General features: G+C 74.4%; 16 protein-coding genes. 8 read left to right on the top strand and 8 right to left on the bottom strand.

Translation table 11 applies throughout. The features are described 5' to 3' along the window. Positions 1-476: 476 nt before the first annotated feature. Genes ACWEF6_RS04510 through ACWEF6_RS04545 form a run of 8 tightly spaced genes read right to left on the bottom strand, consistent with a single transcriptional unit; the run spans position 477 to position 8,127 of the window. Positions 477-1,706, bottom strand: coding sequence for an NAD(P)/FAD-dependent oxidoreductase (locus ACWEF6_RS04510; protein WP_449681629.1), 1,230 nt, complete (start codon positions 1,704-1,706; stop codon positions 477-479). After that, complete coding sequence (locus ACWEF6_RS04515) at positions 1,703-3,238, bottom strand: FAD-dependent oxidoreductase (protein ID WP_449681630.1); 1,536 nt, start codon at positions 3,236-3,238, stop codon at positions 1,703-1,705. Before ACWEF6_RS04515 ends, ACWEF6_RS04510 begins: the two co-directional genes overlap by 4 nt. Continuing rightward, a complete protein-coding gene (locus ACWEF6_RS04520; RefSeq protein WP_449681631.1) occupies positions 3,235-3,966 on the bottom strand; it encodes a class I SAM-dependent methyltransferase in 732 nt (243 codons plus the stop codon). The genes ACWEF6_RS04515 and ACWEF6_RS04520 overlap by 4 nt, the downstream gene beginning before the upstream one ends. Beyond that, positions 3,963-4,283 (bottom strand): lycopene cyclase domain-containing protein, encoded by a 321-nt coding sequence (locus tag ACWEF6_RS04525; RefSeq protein ID WP_310969906.1) that lies wholly within the window; start codon positions 4,281-4,283, stop codon positions 3,963-3,965. Before ACWEF6_RS04525 ends, ACWEF6_RS04520 begins: the two co-directional genes overlap by 4 nt. Then, on the bottom strand, positions 4,280-4,621 hold the full coding sequence (locus tag ACWEF6_RS04530; RefSeq protein ID WP_310969907.1) for a lycopene cyclase domain-containing protein: 342 nt from the start codon (positions 4,619-4,621) through the stop codon (positions 4,280-4,282). Before ACWEF6_RS04530 ends, ACWEF6_RS04525 begins: the two co-directional genes overlap by 4 nt. A gap of 1 nt (position 4,622) precedes the next feature. Further along, complete coding sequence (locus tag ACWEF6_RS04535) at positions 4,623-5,585, bottom strand: phytoene/squalene synthase family protein (protein ID WP_449681632.1); 963 nt, start codon at positions 5,583-5,585, stop codon at positions 4,623-4,625. Then, on the bottom strand, positions 5,582-7,057 hold the full coding sequence (gene crtI / locus ACWEF6_RS04540; protein ID WP_449681633.1) for a phytoene desaturase family protein: 1,476 nt from the start codon (positions 7,055-7,057) through the stop codon (positions 5,582-5,584). Before crtI ends, ACWEF6_RS04535 begins: the two co-directional genes overlap by 4 nt. Next, positions 7,054-8,127 (bottom strand): polyprenyl synthetase family protein, encoded by a 1,074-nt coding sequence (locus tag ACWEF6_RS04545; protein WP_449681634.1) that lies wholly within the window; start codon positions 8,125-8,127, stop codon positions 7,054-7,056. Before ACWEF6_RS04545 ends, crtI begins: the two co-directional genes overlap by 4 nt. A gap of 291 nt (positions 8,128-8,418) precedes the next feature. Between ACWEF6_RS04545 and ACWEF6_RS04550 the strand changes: the two genes are divergently transcribed. The 8 genes from ACWEF6_RS04550 (at position 8,419) to ACWEF6_RS04585 (ending at position 17,317) form a co-directional block, all read left to right on the top strand. Continuing rightward, positions 8,419-9,291 carry a MerR family transcriptional regulator gene (locus ACWEF6_RS04550; RefSeq protein WP_449681635.1) on the top strand — a complete coding sequence of 291 codons (873 nt, stop codon included), beginning with the start codon at positions 8,419-8,421 and terminating at the stop codon, positions 9,289-9,291. 209 nt (positions 9,292-9,500) lie between these two features. Further along, positions 9,501-10,505 carry a DUF5914 domain-containing protein gene (locus ACWEF6_RS04555; RefSeq protein ID WP_310969912.1) on the top strand — a complete coding sequence of 335 codons (1,005 nt, stop codon included), beginning with the start codon at positions 9,501-9,503 and terminating at the stop codon, positions 10,503-10,505. A 116-nt stretch (positions 10,506-10,621) separates the two neighbouring features. Further along, the gene (locus tag ACWEF6_RS04560) at positions 10,622-12,577 is read left to right on the top strand and encodes a maltotransferase domain-containing protein (RefSeq protein WP_449681636.1); all 1,956 of its coding nucleotides are present in this window, start codon (positions 10,622-10,624) and stop codon (positions 12,575-12,577) included. Next, positions 12,574-14,253 (top strand): maltose alpha-D-glucosyltransferase, encoded by a 1,680-nt coding sequence (gene treS / locus ACWEF6_RS04565; RefSeq protein WP_449681637.1) that lies wholly within the window; start codon positions 12,574-12,576, stop codon positions 14,251-14,253. Before ACWEF6_RS04560 ends, treS begins: the two co-directional genes overlap by 4 nt. Further along, a complete protein-coding gene (locus ACWEF6_RS04570) occupies positions 14,253-15,290 on the top strand; it encodes a maltokinase N-terminal cap-like domain-containing protein (RefSeq protein WP_449681638.1) in 1,038 nt (345 codons plus the stop codon). Before treS ends, ACWEF6_RS04570 begins: the two co-directional genes overlap by 1 nt. Beyond that, complete coding sequence (locus ACWEF6_RS04575; RefSeq protein ID WP_449681639.1) at positions 15,287-15,529, top strand: hypothetical protein; 243 nt, start codon at positions 15,287-15,289, stop codon at positions 15,527-15,529. The genes ACWEF6_RS04570 and ACWEF6_RS04575 overlap by 4 nt, the downstream gene beginning before the upstream one ends. 52 nt (positions 15,530-15,581) lie before the next feature. After that, on the top strand, positions 15,582-16,475 hold the full coding sequence (locus tag ACWEF6_RS04580; RefSeq protein WP_449681640.1) for an alpha/beta hydrolase: 894 nt from the start codon (positions 15,582-15,584) through the stop codon (positions 16,473-16,475). Continuing rightward, positions 16,472-17,317, top strand: coding sequence for a nuclear transport factor 2 family protein (locus ACWEF6_RS04585; protein WP_449681641.1), 846 nt, complete (start codon positions 16,472-16,474; stop codon positions 17,315-17,317). Before ACWEF6_RS04580 ends, ACWEF6_RS04585 begins: the two co-directional genes overlap by 4 nt. The last annotated feature ends 54 nt before the right edge of the window (positions 17,318-17,371 follow it).

Consider the following 17,371-nt stretch of genomic DNA (forward strand, 5'->3'; position numbering starts at 1 on the left):
CGGATGAGCCGGGGCACCGAAGGCCGTGGTGTGGCGTTCACTCGGTTCAGTGACGTGCTGGCACGGCCGGTGCCGGATGATCTTGGGCCTCGCGTCGATTTTTGCAGCGCGGGGAGCGAATTTCCGCCCGAATGTCGTAACGCGCAGCGCTGCTTCGGTCGCCCGGCCGGGCGATCCTCCGGCCCGGGCGCCCCGGACAAACTTTACGCGGGACCGGCCGGCCGGTCCCGCTCGTGCGGCGGGGTCAGCGGCCCGGGCGCGCCGCCTGGCCGAGGTCGGCGAGCACCGCGCGCGCTGGTTGACCGAGGTCCGCGAGCACCGCCCGCGCCGCCCGGGCCGAGGTCGGCGAGCACCGCGCGCCGCCCGGCTGCCGGAGGCAGGGCTGGTGCGCGGCGGGTTTCTGTCCCGGGATCGCCGCCCCTGACCCGGCGCGGTTCGGATGGTGGTCTCGCGTCGGCGGCCGCGCGAGGCGCCGTTCAGCGGCCCGGGCGCGCCGCCTGGCCGAGATCCGCGAGCACCGCGCGCGCCGCCCGGGTGCCGGATGCCAGCGCCCCCTGCAGCGAGCTCGTGTCCCGGTGGTCACCACACACGTACACCCCGTCGCCCAGCCGGACGTCGCGCCGGAGTGCGTGCGGCGGGGGCATCGACGGCAGGCCGTGGGTGATCTCGTAGCGGGCCACCAGTGGCCAGCGCGTCGCGTCCGTGCGGTACATCCGGCCCAGCGCCCGGCGCACCTCGGCCTCCGGCAGGGCCGTCAACGCCGATGCGCTCACCAGGGCCGTCCCCGGCGGTGCGTACGTCCGGCACACCTCGCTCACCACGCTCGTGTTCACCACCGGCCCGCCGCGCGCGTCGATCACGATCACCGGCTCGCGCAACGGGGACCGCGGGGGCGCGAAATACCACGTCGTCCCGCTGTTCCAGCGCGGCTCCTCCACCCCTGCGAGCCGCGCGGCCGTGGAACCGTCGGTCGCGACGACGACCGCGCGGGCCGGCCAGCGGGTGCCGTCGGCGGTGCGGACCTCGCCCGGGCGGACCTCCTCGACCGGTGTCTCCAGGTGGACGGCCGACGTCGGCAGGCCGCGGGCCAGTTGCCTCGGGAGCTCGCCCATGCCCAGCGCCGGCAGCGACGGGGCCGAGCGCAGGAAACTGCGCCACACCAGCTGGAAGAACCGGGCCGACGTACCCAGCTCGCCCTCCAGGAACACGCCCGAGAGGAACGGCCGGAACACCGTCTCCACCGCCCGCGCCGACACTCCCGCGTGCCGCAGCTCGGCGAGCGTCGTGCGGTCGTCGCGGTCGATGATCGCCTGGGCCGGTCCGGCGGCGACGCGGGCCGAGAGCGCGCCGAGCGCCGCCAGGTCCTTCGCCGACAGATAACGCCGGGCCGCGATGTCGCGCAACGCCTTCGGCGTGTCGAGGGGGTGGCCGAGCAGGGAGACGCGGTCGTCGTCGGCCACCCGGACCGCGCGCCAGAACCGGCCCAGCTGCAGGGCGTCCACGTCGACCAGGCGCCGGATCGCCGGGTAGGCCGGGTTGAGGATCTGGAAGCCCCGGTCCAGCCGGAAGCCGTCGACGACGTCGGTGCGGACCCGGCCGCCGACGTCGTCCGAGGCCTCCAGCACCGTGCACGGCACGCCGGCCCGGTGCAGCGTGACGGCGGCGGCCAGCCCGGCGAGCCCGGCGCCGACGATGACGGCGGTCATCGGCTGAAGAACTTCGTCGCGGCGAGCCGGTTGAGCACGCCGATCCGGCCGCGGTTGGGCACCGACCGCAGCGGGTGCCCGGCGAGCCCCCAGCCCTGCAGCAGCGTGGTGGCCGCGGCCCAGCCGGTCGTCGCCGCGCGTTCCATCAGCGCCACCGGGAGGTCGATCCGCACGCCGTCGCCGGCCAGGACCAGCGCCGGGTCCGGGGTGGAGACCGTCGGGCGGCGCGCGAAGTCGCCCAAGCCGAACAGCGGGCAATCCTCGCGCCACAGCGAAATCGACGCCGTCACCCCCGCACCCAGCGTCTCGGGGTAGATCGCGTGCAGCCGGTCGTCCACGGCCTTCACCAGCGTCTCGCGGTCGTCGGTCGCGGCCGCGTACGCGTGCAGCTCGACAACCGAGCCGCCGGTGCGCGCCGCCCAGCGGTGGGCCTCGCCCTCGTAGCGGTCCAGCAGGCTGATGTTGTCCAGCGGCGGGACGCTCCCGGTGCCCAGGAAGGGCGGGCGGGCCGCGTCGACCGGCCGGTCGAGCCAGAGCCGGCGGACGAGGAACGGCGGTGCCGTGCGCAACCCGGCCACCGCCGCCCGCCACTCCGGTGTCCCGACCGTGGGCGACGAGCCGACGATCGCCTGCAGCCCGCGCACCGAAGACGCGAGCACGACGCTGTCGAACTGCGCGGTGTCCTCGGCCGTCGTCACCGCGAAGCCGTCGGACGTCCGTTCGAGGCACGCCACCGGCGTGCCGGTCCGGATCGTCACCCGGCGGTCGGCCAGGTAGCCGGCCAGGGGATCCCACAGCGCCTGCGGGAACGGCTCGGTCGGCACGTCGAACACCAGACCTTCGCTGGAGCCCAGGAAGTACAGGTGGAACATGGTCGCCAGCTCCGCCGCGGACAGCTCGCGCGGGTCGGCGAAGAAACTGCGCGAGAACACCTCGAACGCCAGGTGCTTGGCCGCTTCGGGGAAGTTGATCGCGTCGAGGAAGCTCGCGGCGTCGATGTCGTCGAGCCGGTGGTAGGTCTCCGGGACGCTCACCGTGGCCAGCGGCAGGGCGTTGCGGCCGTTGAGGCGCACGAGGTCCCGCGGGGTGAACGTCGGGCTGCGCCAGGCGAACGCCAGCGCGTTCCACGGCGGCGTCCGGGGAAGCCCGGCGAAGGTGTCCGTGCGGCCCTGGGCGTCCAGCAGCGGGTAGTCGGCCAGCGGGGCCAGCCGGTCGAGCCCGGGATCGGTGCGCATGAGCAGCGCGCGCAGGTTGTAGTACTGGCGGAAGAAGGCGTGGAAGCCCCGGCTCATGGTGACGCCGGTGCCGTCCGGCAGCCGGTCCGCCCAGCCGCCGACGCGCCCGCCGAGGTGGGTGTCGCGCTCGAAGAGCGTCACCGTGACGCCCCGCTCGGCCAGCCCGGTGGCCGCGGTGAGGCCCGCGATGCCGCCGCCGACGACCGCCGCGGTCGGGCGCCGGCCGAGCCGCCCGGCGTCGGGCAGGCCGGGCGGCGCCGGCCGGGTCTCGATGCGGCGGTCGGTGCCGAGGGTCACGACTGCTCCTGCGGGTTGGTGCCGAGGACGGTGTGCACGACGCCGTGCTGCCAGCCCGGCATCGTGCCGGTGCGGACGTCGGTGAAGCCGGCGTCGGTGAGCCGGCCGGCCAGCGCGGCGATCCCGTCGAACTCGAGGACGCTGCGGCGCAGGTGGCGGTAGAGGGTCGCGTCCCCGGTGGTGACCTTCCCGAGCGGGATGATCACGCCCGCGCAGACCGCGTTCCACACCCACCGGGCGCGCCGCGAGTCCCGGACGGAGTACTCGTGGATCGCGATGCGCCCGCCGGGCCGCAGCAACCCGCGCAGCCGCCGCAGCTGGGCGGTCGGGTCGGTCAGGTTGCGCAACAGGTACGCCGCCAGGATCGCGTCGAACGGGCCGGAAATCCCGGCCAGCTCCTCGACCGGCGTGTGCACGAAGGTGACGTTGCCCGGCCAGTCCTTCGCCCGGGCCTGCGCCAGCATCTCCCCGGAGGCGTCGAAGGCGGTGATCTCCGCTCCGGGTGCGATGGACCGCAGCGCCGCCGTCGACGCGCCGGTGCCGCAGCCGGCGTCCAGCAGCCGCAGGCCCGCCCCGGCCCGGGGCAGCTCCAGCCGCCGGGCCGAGAGCCGGAGGTGTTCGTGGTAGCCCGGGTTGGCGCCGACCAGCCGGTCGTACCACCGCGCTTCGGTGTCGAAGGCCGACGGCACCGTGCCGCGGGGGAGGCCGTCCTTGGCCAGCTGGCTCATGCTCGCTCCTCGCGGGGGCCGGTTCGTTCCCACACCAGCAGCACCGCGGTCACCAGCGCGAAGCCGAAGAGGAAGTCCTCGACCGGGATGTCCCAGGGGAAGCGCCAGCCGGTGATGTGCTCGGGGGAGTAACGGACGATCGGGTCGGACAGTTTGGTCAGCCAGCCGTCCACCGGGATCTGGAAGGCGGTCACGATGGCCATCGCGATCCAGTAGGCCGGACGGCGGAACAGGCCCGTGCGCAGCACGAAGACCTCGAGCAGCACGACGACGGCCACCGCGGCGACCGCGGGCACGGTGTAGCCCCAGGGGATCACCGGCGCGCCTCCTTCTTCGCGAGCCGCCGCACGAACACCGTGGTGAGCTGGACGGCCTCGTAGGTCAGCAGCCCGCAGATCGGGATCACCACGAAGAACAGGACCTCCTCCAGCGGCACGGCGAACGGCGCGCGGATCCCGGTGACGCGGCCCGGCGCGTAGTCCCAGACACGGCCCGCGATCGCCAGCGCGTCCCAGACGAGGAACACCAGCGCCACCGGCAGCACCGTGCGGACCAGCCGCCGCGGCTGCCGGTACACGCGCGCTCCGGCGAGCTCCAGCGGCAGCGTCACCAGGACGCAGGCCGCCAGCACGACGAGGTATTCGAGCTGGCCCACCTCAGCCCACCGCCACCGGGAGCGCCGGCGCCGGGTGCCGGACCCGCGCCCACTGCGTCCGCGCGACCGCCCCGCACGCGACCAGCAGCTGCTGCCCCCGGGACACCGCCGCCCGCCCGGCGAAGACGTCGTGGCCGGCGGCCTCGATGCGGTCGAGGATCCGGCCGTACAGGGTCGCGGCCGTGGCCACGCACGGGCGGGAAACCGGGTGTAGCATGGCGATCCCGGGCCGGGCCTGGGCGTACACCTCGCGCGTGAGGGCGATCTGGTTCCGGATCGCGGTCCGGACCGGCTGGTCGGCCCGCCCCTGCCGGGCGCACCAGGTCAGCCGGTCGCGGTCGACGCCGTCCGCGGCCAGCTCGTCGGCCGGCAGGTAGACGCGGCCGCGCTCCAGGTCCTCGGCGACGTCGCGCAGGAAGTTGGTGAGCTGGAAGGCTTTCCCGAGCGCGGCGGCCCGCGGCTCGGCTTCTTCGCGCGGGGCGACGGTGCCCAGCACCGGCAAAACCTGCAGCCCGATCACCTCGGCCGAGCCGTGCACGTAGGTGTCGAGCTGGGCGCGGGTGGCGTAGCCGGTGACGGTGAGGTCCATCCGCATCGAGGTGAAGAACGCTTCGAAGTACGCCTTGGCGAGGGTGTACCGGGCGGCCGTGTCGATCACCGCGGTGAGCAGCGGGTCGTCGCTCGCGCCGGCGTCGAGGTCGGCGAGGAAGCGTTTTTCGACCTCCCGCAGGCGGGTGTCGAGCGAGGCGGGGGTGGCGTCCGCGGCCGGCTCGTCGACGATGTCGTCGAGCCAGCGGGCGAAGCCGTAGAGCGCGTGGATCGCCGGCCGCTGGGCCGGGGTCAGCAGCCGCGTCGCAAGGAAGTACGTGCGGCCGTGCCGGGCGTTGAGTTCGCGGCACCACGTGTAGGCCGAGCGCAGGCCCGGTGCGCGGATGCCGGCGGCGTCGAGTTCACGTCGGGTCATCGGGTCCCTCCGGTGATCCGGTCGGCGGCCAGTCTGCCGGAGATGAGCACGGTCGGCACCCCGACGCCGGGCACGGTGGCGCCGCCGGCCAGCACGGCGTTGTCCGTCCCGCGCGGGAGGTTCCGCGGCCGGAACGGGCCGGTCTGGGCGAAGGAGTGCGCGTAGCTGAACGGCGTCCCGGCGACCAGCCCGCGGTCCGCCCACTCGGCCGGGCCGAGCACGTACGTGAACTCCGGTTCGAAGCCGGGCAGCAACCGGGCCCGGGCGACGTCGAGGACCTCCTCGGCGTAGGCGCCGCTCCCGGCCGCCCAGTCCGCCTGGCCGCGGTCGAGGTTGGGCACCGGCGCGAGCACGGAGTAGAGCTGACGTCCGGGCGGCGCGAGCCCCGGATCGGACGCGGTCGGCCGGGTGATCAGCAGCGACGGATCGCTCATCCGCCGTCCCTGCGTGATCAGCTCGTCGAACGTCGACCGCCACCCGTGCCCGAAGGAGATCGTGTGGTGGGCGACGTCCGGGTGCGCCGAGGGGCCGCCGGCGTGCACCACGAGCGCCGACGGCGCGGCCCGCAGCGGCACCGGCCGCCGGGGGTGCCGGCCGAGCAGCCGGTAGCTCTCGGGCAGCTCGGTGGTGAGGACGACGGCGTCGCAGGGGTATCGGCTCCCCGAGGCGGTCCGGACGGCGGTGACGCGGCGGCCCCGGCGTTCGAGGTCGGCCACGGTGTCGCCGTACTCGAACTTGACCCCGGCGTCGGCCGCGACCCGGGCCAGCGCCCGCGGCAGGGCGGCGATCCCGCCAGTGGGGAAGTACACCCCGCCGACGGTGTCCATGTACGAGATCACCGCGTACAGCGCCAGGGCCCGCATCGGGGACTCGCCCGCGTAGAGCGCCTGGAAGGTGAACACGCGCTTGAGCCGTTCGTCGGAGAGGAACCGCCCGACCCGGTTGTCCAGCCGCCCGAACCCGCCCAGGGCCACCAGCCGGGCCAGTTCCGGGCGGAGCATGCCGAGCGGGGAGTCGATGTTCGCGTCGACGAACCGGCCGAACTCCGCGCGGTACAGCTGCGTCAGCCAGGCGCGAAGGCGGGTGTAGCCCGCGGCTTCGGCCGGGCCGGCGAACTCGCGGACGGCCTCGGTCATCGCGTCCGCGTCCGCGTGCACGGGCAGTGTGCTGCCGTCGGCGAACTGCGCCACGTACGCCGGGTCGAGGCGGGTCAGCGGCAGTTCCTCGGTGAGCTGGGCGCCGACCGCGGCGAAGGTGTCCCGCAGGATCGACGGCATGGTCAGCACGGTCGGGCCGGTGTCGAGCAGGTAGCCGGCGCGCTCGACGCGGCCCGCGCGGCCGCCCGGGCCCGGGTCGCGCTCGAGGACGGTGACCTCGCGGCCGCGTCCGGCGAGGTGCAGGGCCGCGGCCAGGCCGGCCAGCCCGGCCCCCACGACGACGACGCGGTCCACCGGTCCGGGCACGGTCTTCATCGGACGCGGTCCGTGCAGCGGATCGCGAGCGCGGCGAGCAGGTCGGCGGCCGGTTGCGGGACGACCGCGGGGTCGATCGCGACCAGGGCCTTGTCGGCTCGTTCGCGGATCAGTTCGCCCAGGCGGTCCCGGGCGCCGGTGGCCACGATCAGGTCCCGCCAGCGTTCGACCGCTTCGTCGTCGATCACCGGGAGGTCGAGCAGTTCGGCGAGTTCGGCCTGGTGGCGCCGGCCGGCCATCGCCGCGGCGAGCACGACGACGCTGGAGGCTTTGCGGTCGCGCAGGTCTTGCCCGGCGGGCTTGCCGGTGACGGCCGGTTCGCCGAACACGCCGAGCAGGTCGTCGCGCAGCTGGAACGCCTCGCCGACCAGGCCGCCGAACTCCGACAGCCCGGCGGTGAGCTCCGGGCCGCAGCCGGCCAGTGCCGCGCCGAATTCCAGCGGCCGCCGCACGGTGTAGTTGCCGGATTTGCGGCGCAGGACGTCGAGCAGGGTGTCCCAGCTGGGCAGCGCGCGGGCGTCGTTGACCAGGTCGGCGAGCTGGCCGACGGCCAGCTCGGCGCGCATCGCGTCGTAGTGCGGCCAGGCCCGGGCCAGGTGTGCGGGGTCCAGCCCGCTCTCGCGCAGGAGCTGCTCCGACCAGACCAGGAAAAGGTCGCCGAACAGCGTCGCGGCGGATTCGCCGAACCGGGCGGCCGAGCCGGCCCAGCCTTGCTCCTCGTGCCACCGGGCGAACCGGACGTGCAGGGCGGGCCGGCCCCGGCGGAGTGCGGAACCGTCCATCACGTCGTCCTGGACCAGGGCGAAGCAGTGCAGCAGCTCGAGCGCCGCGGCCGCCCGGACCGCGGCGTCGGAGTCCGGCTGCCCGCACCGCCAGCCCACGTAGGCGAACAGCGGCCGGAGGCACTTCCCGCCCGCGACGAACTCGGGCACCGCCGTGGCCGCGAGCGCTCCCTCGCTGCGCCCGGCGAAGTGCTCGGCCGCCCGTTCGGTCACGAACCCGTGCGCCTCGGCCAGGCAACGCCGGCCCCAGGCGTCCAGCCGGTCGGCCGGCGTCATCGTCGCGGTCATGCGCCGCCCTCCCACGTTCAGGCTATTCGATTCGCAACCGTTGCATATGGGGTGTAGCTTGTCCACTTGAACGAGTGAAAACGCAGCGGCGGCCCGAACCGATCGCTGCCGCATCGAAGCGACTTTCCTGTGGACGGGGTGGTGTTGCCACACGCCACCCCGCGGGGCCCGCCGTCCTCCCCTCGGCGCGGGTCCGGCATCCGGCGGCGCCCGGGTCTCCACCCCGGGTGTCGCCGGATGCGTGCCGGATAAACTTCGATCCGGGGGTTCGGCTGGCAGGACGTGGTGTTGATGGACGTCGATGCGGTGAGTGGCCGGGGTTCGTGGACGCCCGGCAAGGTCGCCGAGCTGCTCGGCGTCTCGCCGGTGACGCTGCGCACCTGGGCCGCGCGTTACGGGGTGGGTCCCTCGCTGCGCGACGACGGGCGCCACCGGCGCTACTCCGACGCCGACGTCCGCCGCCTGCAGCACATGCAGCGGCTCATCGACCGGGGCCTGCGCGCCCGCGAGGCCGCCGCGGCGGTCTTCTCGGGTCTGCCCGACGCGCTGCCGGACATCCCGGCCGGCCGGCGCATCGAGGAGCTGGAGGGCGCCGCGGAGGGTCTTGATTTCGCGGCGCTGGCGGCGTTGCTGGACGAGCTGCTCGACGCGCTGGGCCCCTCGCGGGCCTGGACGGACGTGCTCGTGCCGGTGCTGGCGCACCTGGGCGGCCGCTGGCTGCGCGGCGACGTCTGCTTCGAGTCCGAATGGGCGCTGACCGGCGAGATCTCGTTGGCGCTCCAGCGCTACAGCGCCCGGTTCGCGAACATCCCGCCCGGCCGGGCGGTGGTCCTGGCGTGCTGCCCGGACGAGCGGCACAGCCTGCCGATGGAGGTGCTGCGGGCGGCCCTGGTGGAGATCGGCATCCCGGCGGTGTACCTCGGCCAGCTGGTCCCGGCCGAGACGACGGCGGCCATCACGGCCAAACTCGACCCGGCCGCGGTGTTCCTGTGGTCGATGTCGGCGGGCACCATCGACGACGCCCTGGTCCGCCGGCTGCGCGGCCGCGGGGTCGACGTGGTGCTGGCGGGGCCGGGGTGGGCGAACCTCGCCGGCCGGGACGTCGGGTGGGTGAACGATCTGGCCGGGGCGGTCGAGGTGGCGGCGGAGCGGCTGAAGGCGTAGGGCCGCTCGGCGTGGTGGCCGGGCGCGTGGGTTCCCTTCGCGACCCCGCGGGTACACCTGAACTGCGTGGCCTTGTCCCGCCCGCGTGTGAACCCTCGCGGCGGGACCTCGGCCGCGGCCCGGAAGCGTTGCGCAATCGCTTCACATGGCTGAGGATGGCTCGCGAGCCGGTCCTCTCGGCCGGTCGTGTTCGGGTGGGAGTGTGTCAGGTGGACTTCAAGCGGCAGGTGATCGAGCGCTGGCCGGCGCGGTGGCCGGTGCGGCCGTTCCGGGAACCGGCCTGGGCGCGGCAGGAACCCACCTACCGGGAGTGCAGTCCCGCGCTCATCGAAGCCGCCGTCAAGCGGGCGGGCACGCGGCCGTCCGGCAACTGGTTCGTCTTCGCGGCCGCCCGCGAGGTGCGCGCCGACCGGCCGTTCGGGGTGCGGGTGGCCGGCCGCGAACTGGTCGCCTGGCGCGGGCCCGACGGCGGCCTGCTCGTCGGCCCCGGCGCGTGCCCCCACCTCGGCGCTCCGCTGGAGCAGGCGCGGGTGCACTGCGGCGAGCTGGTCTGCCGCTGGCACGGGCTGCGCGTCGGCGCGGACCGTCCCGGGTGGACGGCCCTCCCCGCCTTCGACGACGGCGTGCTCGCGTGGGTCCGGCTCGACCGGATCGGCGGTGAGGAACCCACCGAGCGCCCGCCGGTGCCGGTCCGTCCGGACGGGACGACGGTGGACGCCGTCGCCACGCTCACCGGTGTCTGCGAGCCGGAAGACGTCGTGGCCAACCGCCTCGACCCGTGGCACGGCGCCTGGTTCCACCCGTACTCGTTCGCGCGGCTGCGCGTGCTGTCCGCCCCGCAGGGTGTCGACGTCGCCGAGGAGGACGACCGGTTCGTCGTCGAGGTGACGTTCCGCCTGGCCGGGAAGATCGGCGTCCCGGTGGTCGCCGAGTTCACCTGCCCCGGCCCGCGCACCGTCCTGATGACCATTGTGGACGGTGAAGGAGTCGGCAGCGTCGTGGAAACGCACGCCACCCCGCTCGGCCCCGGCCCGGACGGCCGCCCGGAAACGGCCGTGATCGAGGCGACGATCGCGGCGTCCGAACGGCCGGGTTTCGCCCACGCTGCACGGTTTGCGCCGGTTTTGCGGCCCCTCATGCGCCGGGCCGCCGCCCGCCTCTGGCGGGACGACCTGGCCTATGCGGAACGTCGGTACGCCCTGCGCGCGCCCTGATCCACCCCTGCGCCGACTGCGTCGAGTTTCCAAAGTCGACGCGGGTTTTCCCTTGGCCGGCACCGCTCTTGTCACGCTGAAGACCGGAAGCGGTATCGGCGCGGGAGGTGAGCGCGGTGGTCGGGCGCATCGTGATCGAGGACGTCCGCCCCACGGTGGGGACGGCGGAACATCCGGCCAAGGCCGTGGTCGGCGAGGCCGTGCGGGTGTCGGCCACCGTGTGGGCCGAAGGCGCCGAGGCGGTCGCCGCCGCGGTGGTGCTGCGGTGGCCGGACGGGTCCACCCGGCGGACCCGGCTGGAGCCCGACGGCGGGGACGGCTTCGCGGCGGTCGTCGTCCCCGACGAACCCGGGGTCTGGACCTTCCGGATCGACGCCTGGAGCGAGCCGTGGACCGCGTGGGAACGGTCCGTGCGGGCCAAGGCCGCCGCCGGGCTCGGCGCGCCCGAGCTGGCCAACGACTTCGAGATCGGCGCGCGGCTGCTCGAACGCGTCGCCTACCGGCCCGACCGCCGTGCCGAACGGGAGGCGCTGCTCGACGCGGCCACCGCGTTGCGGAACCGGGACCTGCTGGTGCGCGAACGGCTTTCGGCCGCGCTGTCGGAGTACGTGCTGCCGGTGATGCGCGAACACCCCGTGCGCGAGCTCTGCACCCGCGGCCGGGTCTGCCAGCTGCGCGTCGACCGCGTGCGCGGCGGCTACGGCGCCTGGTACGAGTTCTTCCCGCGCTCGACCGGCGGGACGGACAGCACCGGCCGCCCGGTGCACGGCACCTTCGCCACCGCGAACGCGCAGCTGGACCGGATCGCCTCGATGGGCTTCGACGTCGTCTACCTGCCGCCGGTGCACCCGATCGGCACGGTGCACCGCAAGGGCCGCAACAACTCCGTGACCGGCGCGGACGGTGACGTCGGCTCGCCGTGGGCGATCGGCTCGGCCGAGGGCGGGCACGACGCCATCGAACCCCGGCTCGGCACCTTCGCCGACTTCGACGCCTTCGTCGCGCGGGCCCGGGACCTCGGCCTGGAGGTCGCCCTCGACCTGGCCCTGCAGTGCGCGCCGGACCACCCGTGGGTGCACGCGCACCCGCAGTGGTTCAGCGCCCTCCCGGACGGCACGATCGCCTGCGCGGAAAACCCGCCGAAGCGGTATGAAGACATCCTGCCGCTGAATTTCGACCAGGATCCCGAGGGCCTTTACGCGGAGGTGCGCCGGATCGTCGAGCTCTGGGTGCGGCACGGCGTGCGGATCTTCCGCGTCGACAACCCGCACACGAAGCCGCCCGCGTTTTGGCACCGGCTGATCCGCGACGTCCAGGAGACGCACCCGGACGTCCTGTTCCTCGCCGAGGCGTTCACCCGCCCGGCCCGGCTGTACGGCCTCGCGCGGCTGGGCTTCAGCCAGTCCTACACCTACTTCACCTGGCGCACCACGAAAGCCGAGCTGACCGACTTCGGCCGCGAGCTGGTCGAGCACGCCGACGAGGCCCGGCCCAACCTGTTCGTCACCACCCCGGACATCCTGCCGGCGGAGCTGCAGAGCGGGAACCCGGCCGCGTTCGCCGCGCGGGCCGCGCTCGCCGCGACCCTGGCGCCGACCTGGGGCGTCTACTCGGGTTTCGAGCTCTACGAACACGAGGCACTCGGCGCGGAGGAGTACCGCGACTCGGAGAAGTACGAGCTGCGGCCGCGGGACTACGCCGCCGCGCTCGCCGAGGGGCGTTCGCTGCAGCCGTGGCTCGCCCGGCTCAACGAGATCCGCCGCGCGCACCCGGCGTTGCAGCAGCTGCGCACCCTGCGCTTCCACCACGTCGACAACGACCACCTCATCGCCTACTCGAAGACCGACCCGGCGAGCGGGGACACCGTGCTCTGCGTGGTCACCCTCGACCACTGCCACACCCAGGAGGGCACCGTGCACTGGGACTTCGCCGCGCTGGGACTGGCGCCGGACCACCGCTACACCGTGCACGACGAGGTCAGCGGCGAGATCTTCGAGTGGGGCCGCGACGCCTACGTGAAGCTCGACCCGCACCGGTCGGTGGCGCACATCGGCTCGGTCGGCCCGGCATGATCCCGCCGGTGCGCGCCGATCCCGGCTGGTTCAAGCGGGCGGTATTCTACGAGGTGCTCGTGCGCGCGTTCAGCGACTCCGACGGCGACGGTGTCGGCGACCTGCGCGGGCTGCTCGGCAAGCTCGACTACCTGCAGTGGCTCGGCGTCGACTGCCTCTGGCTGCCGCCGTTCTACAGCTCGCCGATGCGCGACGGCGGCTACGACATCAGCGACTTCCGCGGTGTGCAGCCGGAAGGCGGGACCGTCGAGGACTTCGTCGAGCTGCTCGACGAAGCGCACCGGCGCGGCCTGCGGATCATCACCGACCTCGTGATGAACCACACCTCCGACGCGCACCCGTGGTTCCAGGAGTCCCGCCGCGACCCGGACGGCCCCTTCGGCGACTTCTACGTGTGGAGCGACGACGACTCCCGCTACCGCGACGCCCGGATCATCTTCGTCGACACCGAGACGTCGAACTGGACGTTCGACCCGGTGCGCGGGCAGTTCTACTGGCACCGGTTCTTCTCCCACCAGCCCGACCTCAACTACGACAACCCCGCGGTGGCCGACGCGATGCTGGACGTCGTGCGGTTCTGGCTCGACCTCGGCATCGACGGCTTCCGGATGGACGCGGTGCCGTACCTGTTCGAACGGGAGGGCACCAGCTGCGAAAACCTGCCCGAGACCCACCAGTTCCTCAAGCGCGTCCGGCGCGTGGTCGACGAGGAGTTCCCCGGGCGGGTGCTGCTGGCCGAGGCCAACCAGTGGCCGGCCGACGTCGTCGACTACTTCGGCGATCCGGCCGCCGGCGGCGACGAGTGCCACATGGCGTTCCACTTCCCGCTGATGCCGCGGATCTTCATGGCGGTGCGGCGGGAATCGCGGTTCCCGATCTCGGAGATGCTCGCGCACACGCCGAAGATCCCGTCCGGCTGCCAGTGGGGGATCTTCCTGCGCAACCACGACGAGCTGACCCTGGAGATGGTCACCGACGAGGAACGCGACTACATGTACGCGGAGTACGCCAAGGACCCGCGGATGAAGGCCAACATCGGCATCTGCCGCCGGCTGGCCCCGCTGCTGGACAACGACCGCGACCGCCAGGAGCTGTTCACCGCGCTGCTGCTGTCGCTGCCCGGCTCGCCGGTGCTCTACTACGGCGACGAAATCGGGATGGGCGACAACATCTGGCTCGGCGACCGCGACGGCGTCCGCACGCCGATGCAGTGGAGCCCGGACCGCAGCGCCGGGTTCTCCGCGTGCGACCCGAACCGGGTGTACCTGCCGGTGATCGCCGACCCGGTGTACGGCTACCAGGCGGTCAACGTCGAGTCCCAGCTGGCGGGGGAGGCGTCGCTGCTGCACTGGACCCGCCGGATGCTCGAGGTGCGCCGCGCGCACCCCGCGTTCGGTCTCGGCGAATACAGCGACCTGCACGCCGGCAACCCGGCGGTGCTGGCGTTCCTCCGCCGCCACGTCGGCGACGGCGCCGACGACGTGCTGCTGTGCGTCAACAACCTGTCCCGGCACCCGCAGCCGGCCGCGCTGGAGCTGACCGAGTTCGCCGGCCGGCGGCCGGTGGAACTGACCGGTTCGGTCCGCTTCCCGCTGATCGGCGCCGAGCCGTACCCGTTGGTGCTGCCCCGGCACGGGTTCTTCTGGTTCTCGCTGCACGACGAAAGGGGACGCTGATGACCGCCGCCCTCGACGACCGCCTCGGCGCCCTGCTCGGTGACACCGAGCTCGCCCTGCGCACCTGGCTGCCGGAGCAGCGCTGGGCCGGCCACCGGGTGGACCGGGTCCGGCTCCGGGTGCTCGGCCGGTTCACCGACCAGCTCGCCTGGGGCGGTCCAGCCGGCCTGCTCACCGTGGCCGAGGCGCGCACCGGCGGCGAAGTCGTGCGTTACGGGCTGCCGCTGGGCCTGCGCGCGCCGCGCACCCCGCTGCCCGGCGTCGTCCCGATCACCAGCACCGGCGAGCTGGCGGTGTACGACGCCGTGGCCGACGACTTGCTCACCGCGGAGCTGACGGCGCTGATCGGCACGGGCGCGGCCCGTGATCGGGTCCGGTTCGTCCCCCGCCAGCGGGCCGGGCTGGCGCTGGTGCCGCGGCGCGGGCTCACCGGGCGGCCCGCCGCGGCCGAGCGGGGCGCCACCTCGGTGGTGCTGGGCGAGCGCTACCTGCTCAAGCTGTGCCGGCGGCTCGTCCACCCCGGCCGGGAGCTGCACCGCGCCCTCGACGCGGCCGGCAGCCCGCACATCGCACCGCTGCTCGGCTCGATCGAAGGCGACCTGGACGGTGCTCCGGTCGTCCTCGCCCTGCTGCAGTCCTCCGCCACGGACGCCGTGGACGGCCGGCGCCTGGCCGGGCCGGCCCTGGCCGCCGAGGCGGGCGTCCTCGGCCGGGCGGTCGCGTCCGTGCACCGGACGCTCGCCGACCGGTTCGGGACGGCACCGCTGCCGTCCGGCGGGCTCGCCCAGCGCATCCACGGGGACCTGCACCTCGGGAACGTCCTGCGCACGCCGACCCGCTGGCTGCTGGTGGGGTTCGACGCCGAGGCGGCCGTGCAGTCGCCGCTGCGGGACGTCGCGAGCCTGCTGCGGTCGATCGACCGCACCGGCCTCGACGGCGAAGGCGTGGCGCGCGACGCGTTCTGCGCCGGTTACGCGGAGATCGCCCGGGAGGACCCCCGGGCCGCACTGGCCGCGGCCGGCGGGGACCTCCGGTGACGCCGCTGAGCCACCGCGACCGGGCGATCCTGCGCGCGGTGGCCGACGGCCGCGCCACCCTGCGCTGCGGCTGCGCGCCGGACCTGTTCGTGGACGGCGTGGCCTGCTGCGACCAGCACGCGGTGCACGAGCTGGCCCGGGCCGGGCTGCTGGGCCCGGTGCGGCCGGCCCGGCCCGGCGCGGTGGTTCCGGCGGCGTTGACCGAGCTGGGGTGCGTGGTGCTGGCGGAGGCGTCGTGAGGCGCGCGTCGCTGGGGTGCGCCGTGCGCGGCGAGACGAAGGGGAGCAGGACATGACGGTTCGGCAGGTCGAGTTCCGTTCGGGCGGCGACACCCTCGTCGGCGACCTCCACCTCCCACCGGACGGCGGCCCGCCCCCACCCGCCGTGGTCGTGGCGGGGTCGTGGACCACCGTCAAGGAGCAGATGGCCGGCCGGTACGCCCGCGGCCTCGCCCGGCGGGGGATCGCCGCGCTGGCGTTCGACTTCCGGGGCCACGGCGCCTCCGCCGGATCCCCGCGCGACGCCGAGCTGCCGGACCGGAAGGTGGCGGACCTGATCGCCGCGGCCGGGTTCCTGCGCCGATGCTCCCTTGTGGACACCGAGCACGTCGGCGGGGTGGGGATCTGCGCCGGCGCCGGGTACCTGGCCGTCGCGGCGGCCGCGGAGCCCGCCCTGTTCGGTTCTCTCGCGATGGTCGCCCCCTGGCTGCACGACGCCGAACTCGTCGGCGAGGTCTACGGCGGCACCGCCGGGGTCGCCGAACGGATCCGGCGCGGCGAGGCGGCCGCCGCCGAGTACGCGCGGACCGGGGCCGTCCGGTACGTCCCCGCCGTCAGCACCACCGACGCGACGGCCGCGATGCCCGGCCCCTTCGCCTACTACCTCGACCCGGCCCGTGGGGCCGTCCCGCAGTGGCCCAACCGGTTCGCCGAGCTCTCCTGGCCGCACTGGCTGCGGTTCGACCCCATCGCCGCCGCCCGCCGGGTCACCGCGCCGGTCGTCCTCGTGCACAGCGAAGACGCGGCCCTGCCCGGCGGCGTCCGGAAGTTCCTCGCGCGGCTGGCCGGACCGTCCACAGTGCACTGGCTGACCGGCACGCAGTTCGACTTCTACGACGACGAACCGACCGTCGCCGCGGCGCTCGACCTGGCCGCGGCGCCCTTGGCCGACAGGAGCAGGCGATGACCGCGAACGACCGGCTGGACGTGATCGAGGCGTGCGACAGGTTCGGCTGGTACGCCGACCGCCGCGACTGGACGGCGATGACCGGGCTGCTGGCCGAGTCCGTCCGCCTGGACTACCGCGCGCTGCACGGCGGCGACGCGGGCACCGTCCCGGCCGCCGACGCGGTGGCGGGCTGGGCGGCGGAGTTCGCCGGGTTCGCCGCCACCCAGCACCTGATCGGCAACCACCTGGTCGCCCTCGACGGCGACACCGCGGTCTGCCGCTGCCAGGTCCAGGCCACGCACGTGCCGGACGGCGGCGGGCCGCCGTGGGTGCTCGGCGGCCACTACCGGATGGCCCTGCACCGCACCGGCACCGGCTGGCGGATCACCGCGGTCACCTTCACCCCGGACTGGCAGACCGGCGGGCCGGCCCCGGCCGCCGGGGAGGACACCGGCAGCACCCGGGCCACCGCGCTGGCGTGGTTCGAGCGCGTGTGCGGCGGCGACGTCACGCAGGCCGCGGACCTGCTCGGCGACGACGTCGAGTGGGTCAACTTCGTCGGCGTGCCCGGCCACCACGACTGCATGCCCTGGATCGGCACCTACCACGGCCCGGCCGCCGTCCTGGCCAGCTTCGAGGCGTTCACGTCCGTCTGCGAGGTGAAGCGCAAGGAGCTGCGCGGCCTGGTGGTGGACGGCGACCAGGCCGTCGGCATCGTGCACGAGAAGGGCATCGCCCGCGGCACCGGCGTGGCGTTCGAGATCGAGTACGTCGAATGCCTGACCGTCCGCGGCGGCCGGATCGTGCGCTGGAAGTCCTACACCGACCCGTGCTCGATCATCCGCGCCCTGCGGTTCTGATCCCGGGCACGACGAGAAGCGGGCGGCCCCCGCGCGGGAGCCCCCCCGGCTAGA

This window comes from Amycolatopsis sp. NPDC004772 (genome assembly GCF_053601215.1).

Bases quoted from the DNA above. Each gene is read 5' to 3' on its own strand.
- ACWEF6_RS04510 (WP_449681629.1), bottom strand. From the start codon at position 1,706: ATGACCGCCGTCATCGTCGGCGCCGGGCTCGCCGGGCTGGCCGCCGCC.
- ACWEF6_RS04520 (WP_449681631.1), bottom strand. From the start codon at position 3,966: ATGAGCCAGCTGGCCAAGGACGGCCTCCCCCGCGGCACGGTGCCGTCG.
- ACWEF6_RS04535 (WP_449681632.1), bottom strand. From the start codon at position 5,585: ATGACCCGACGTGAACTCGACGCCGCCGGCATCCGCGCACCGGGCCTG.
- crtI (WP_449681633.1), bottom strand. From the start codon at position 7,057: ATGAAGACCGTGCCCGGACCGGTGGACCGCGTCGTCGTCGTGGGGGCC.
- ACWEF6_RS04545 (WP_449681634.1), bottom strand. From the start codon at position 8,127: ATGACCGCGACGATGACGCCGGCCGACCGGCTGGACGCCTGGGGCCGG.
- ACWEF6_RS04550 (WP_449681635.1), top strand. From the start codon at position 8,419: ATGGACGTCGATGCGGTGAGTGGCCGGGGTTCGTGGACGCCCGGCAAG.
- treS (WP_449681637.1), top strand. From the start codon at position 12,574: ATGATCCCGCCGGTGCGCGCCGATCCCGGCTGGTTCAAGCGGGCGGTA.
- ACWEF6_RS04570 (WP_449681638.1), top strand. From the start codon at position 14,253: ATGACCGCCGCCCTCGACGACCGCCTCGGCGCCCTGCTCGGTGACACC.
- ACWEF6_RS04580 (WP_449681640.1), top strand. From the start codon at position 15,582: ATGACGGTTCGGCAGGTCGAGTTCCGTTCGGGCGGCGACACCCTCGTC.
- ACWEF6_RS04585 (WP_449681641.1), top strand. From the start codon at position 16,472: ATGACCGCGAACGACCGGCTGGACGTGATCGAGGCGTGCGACAGGTTC.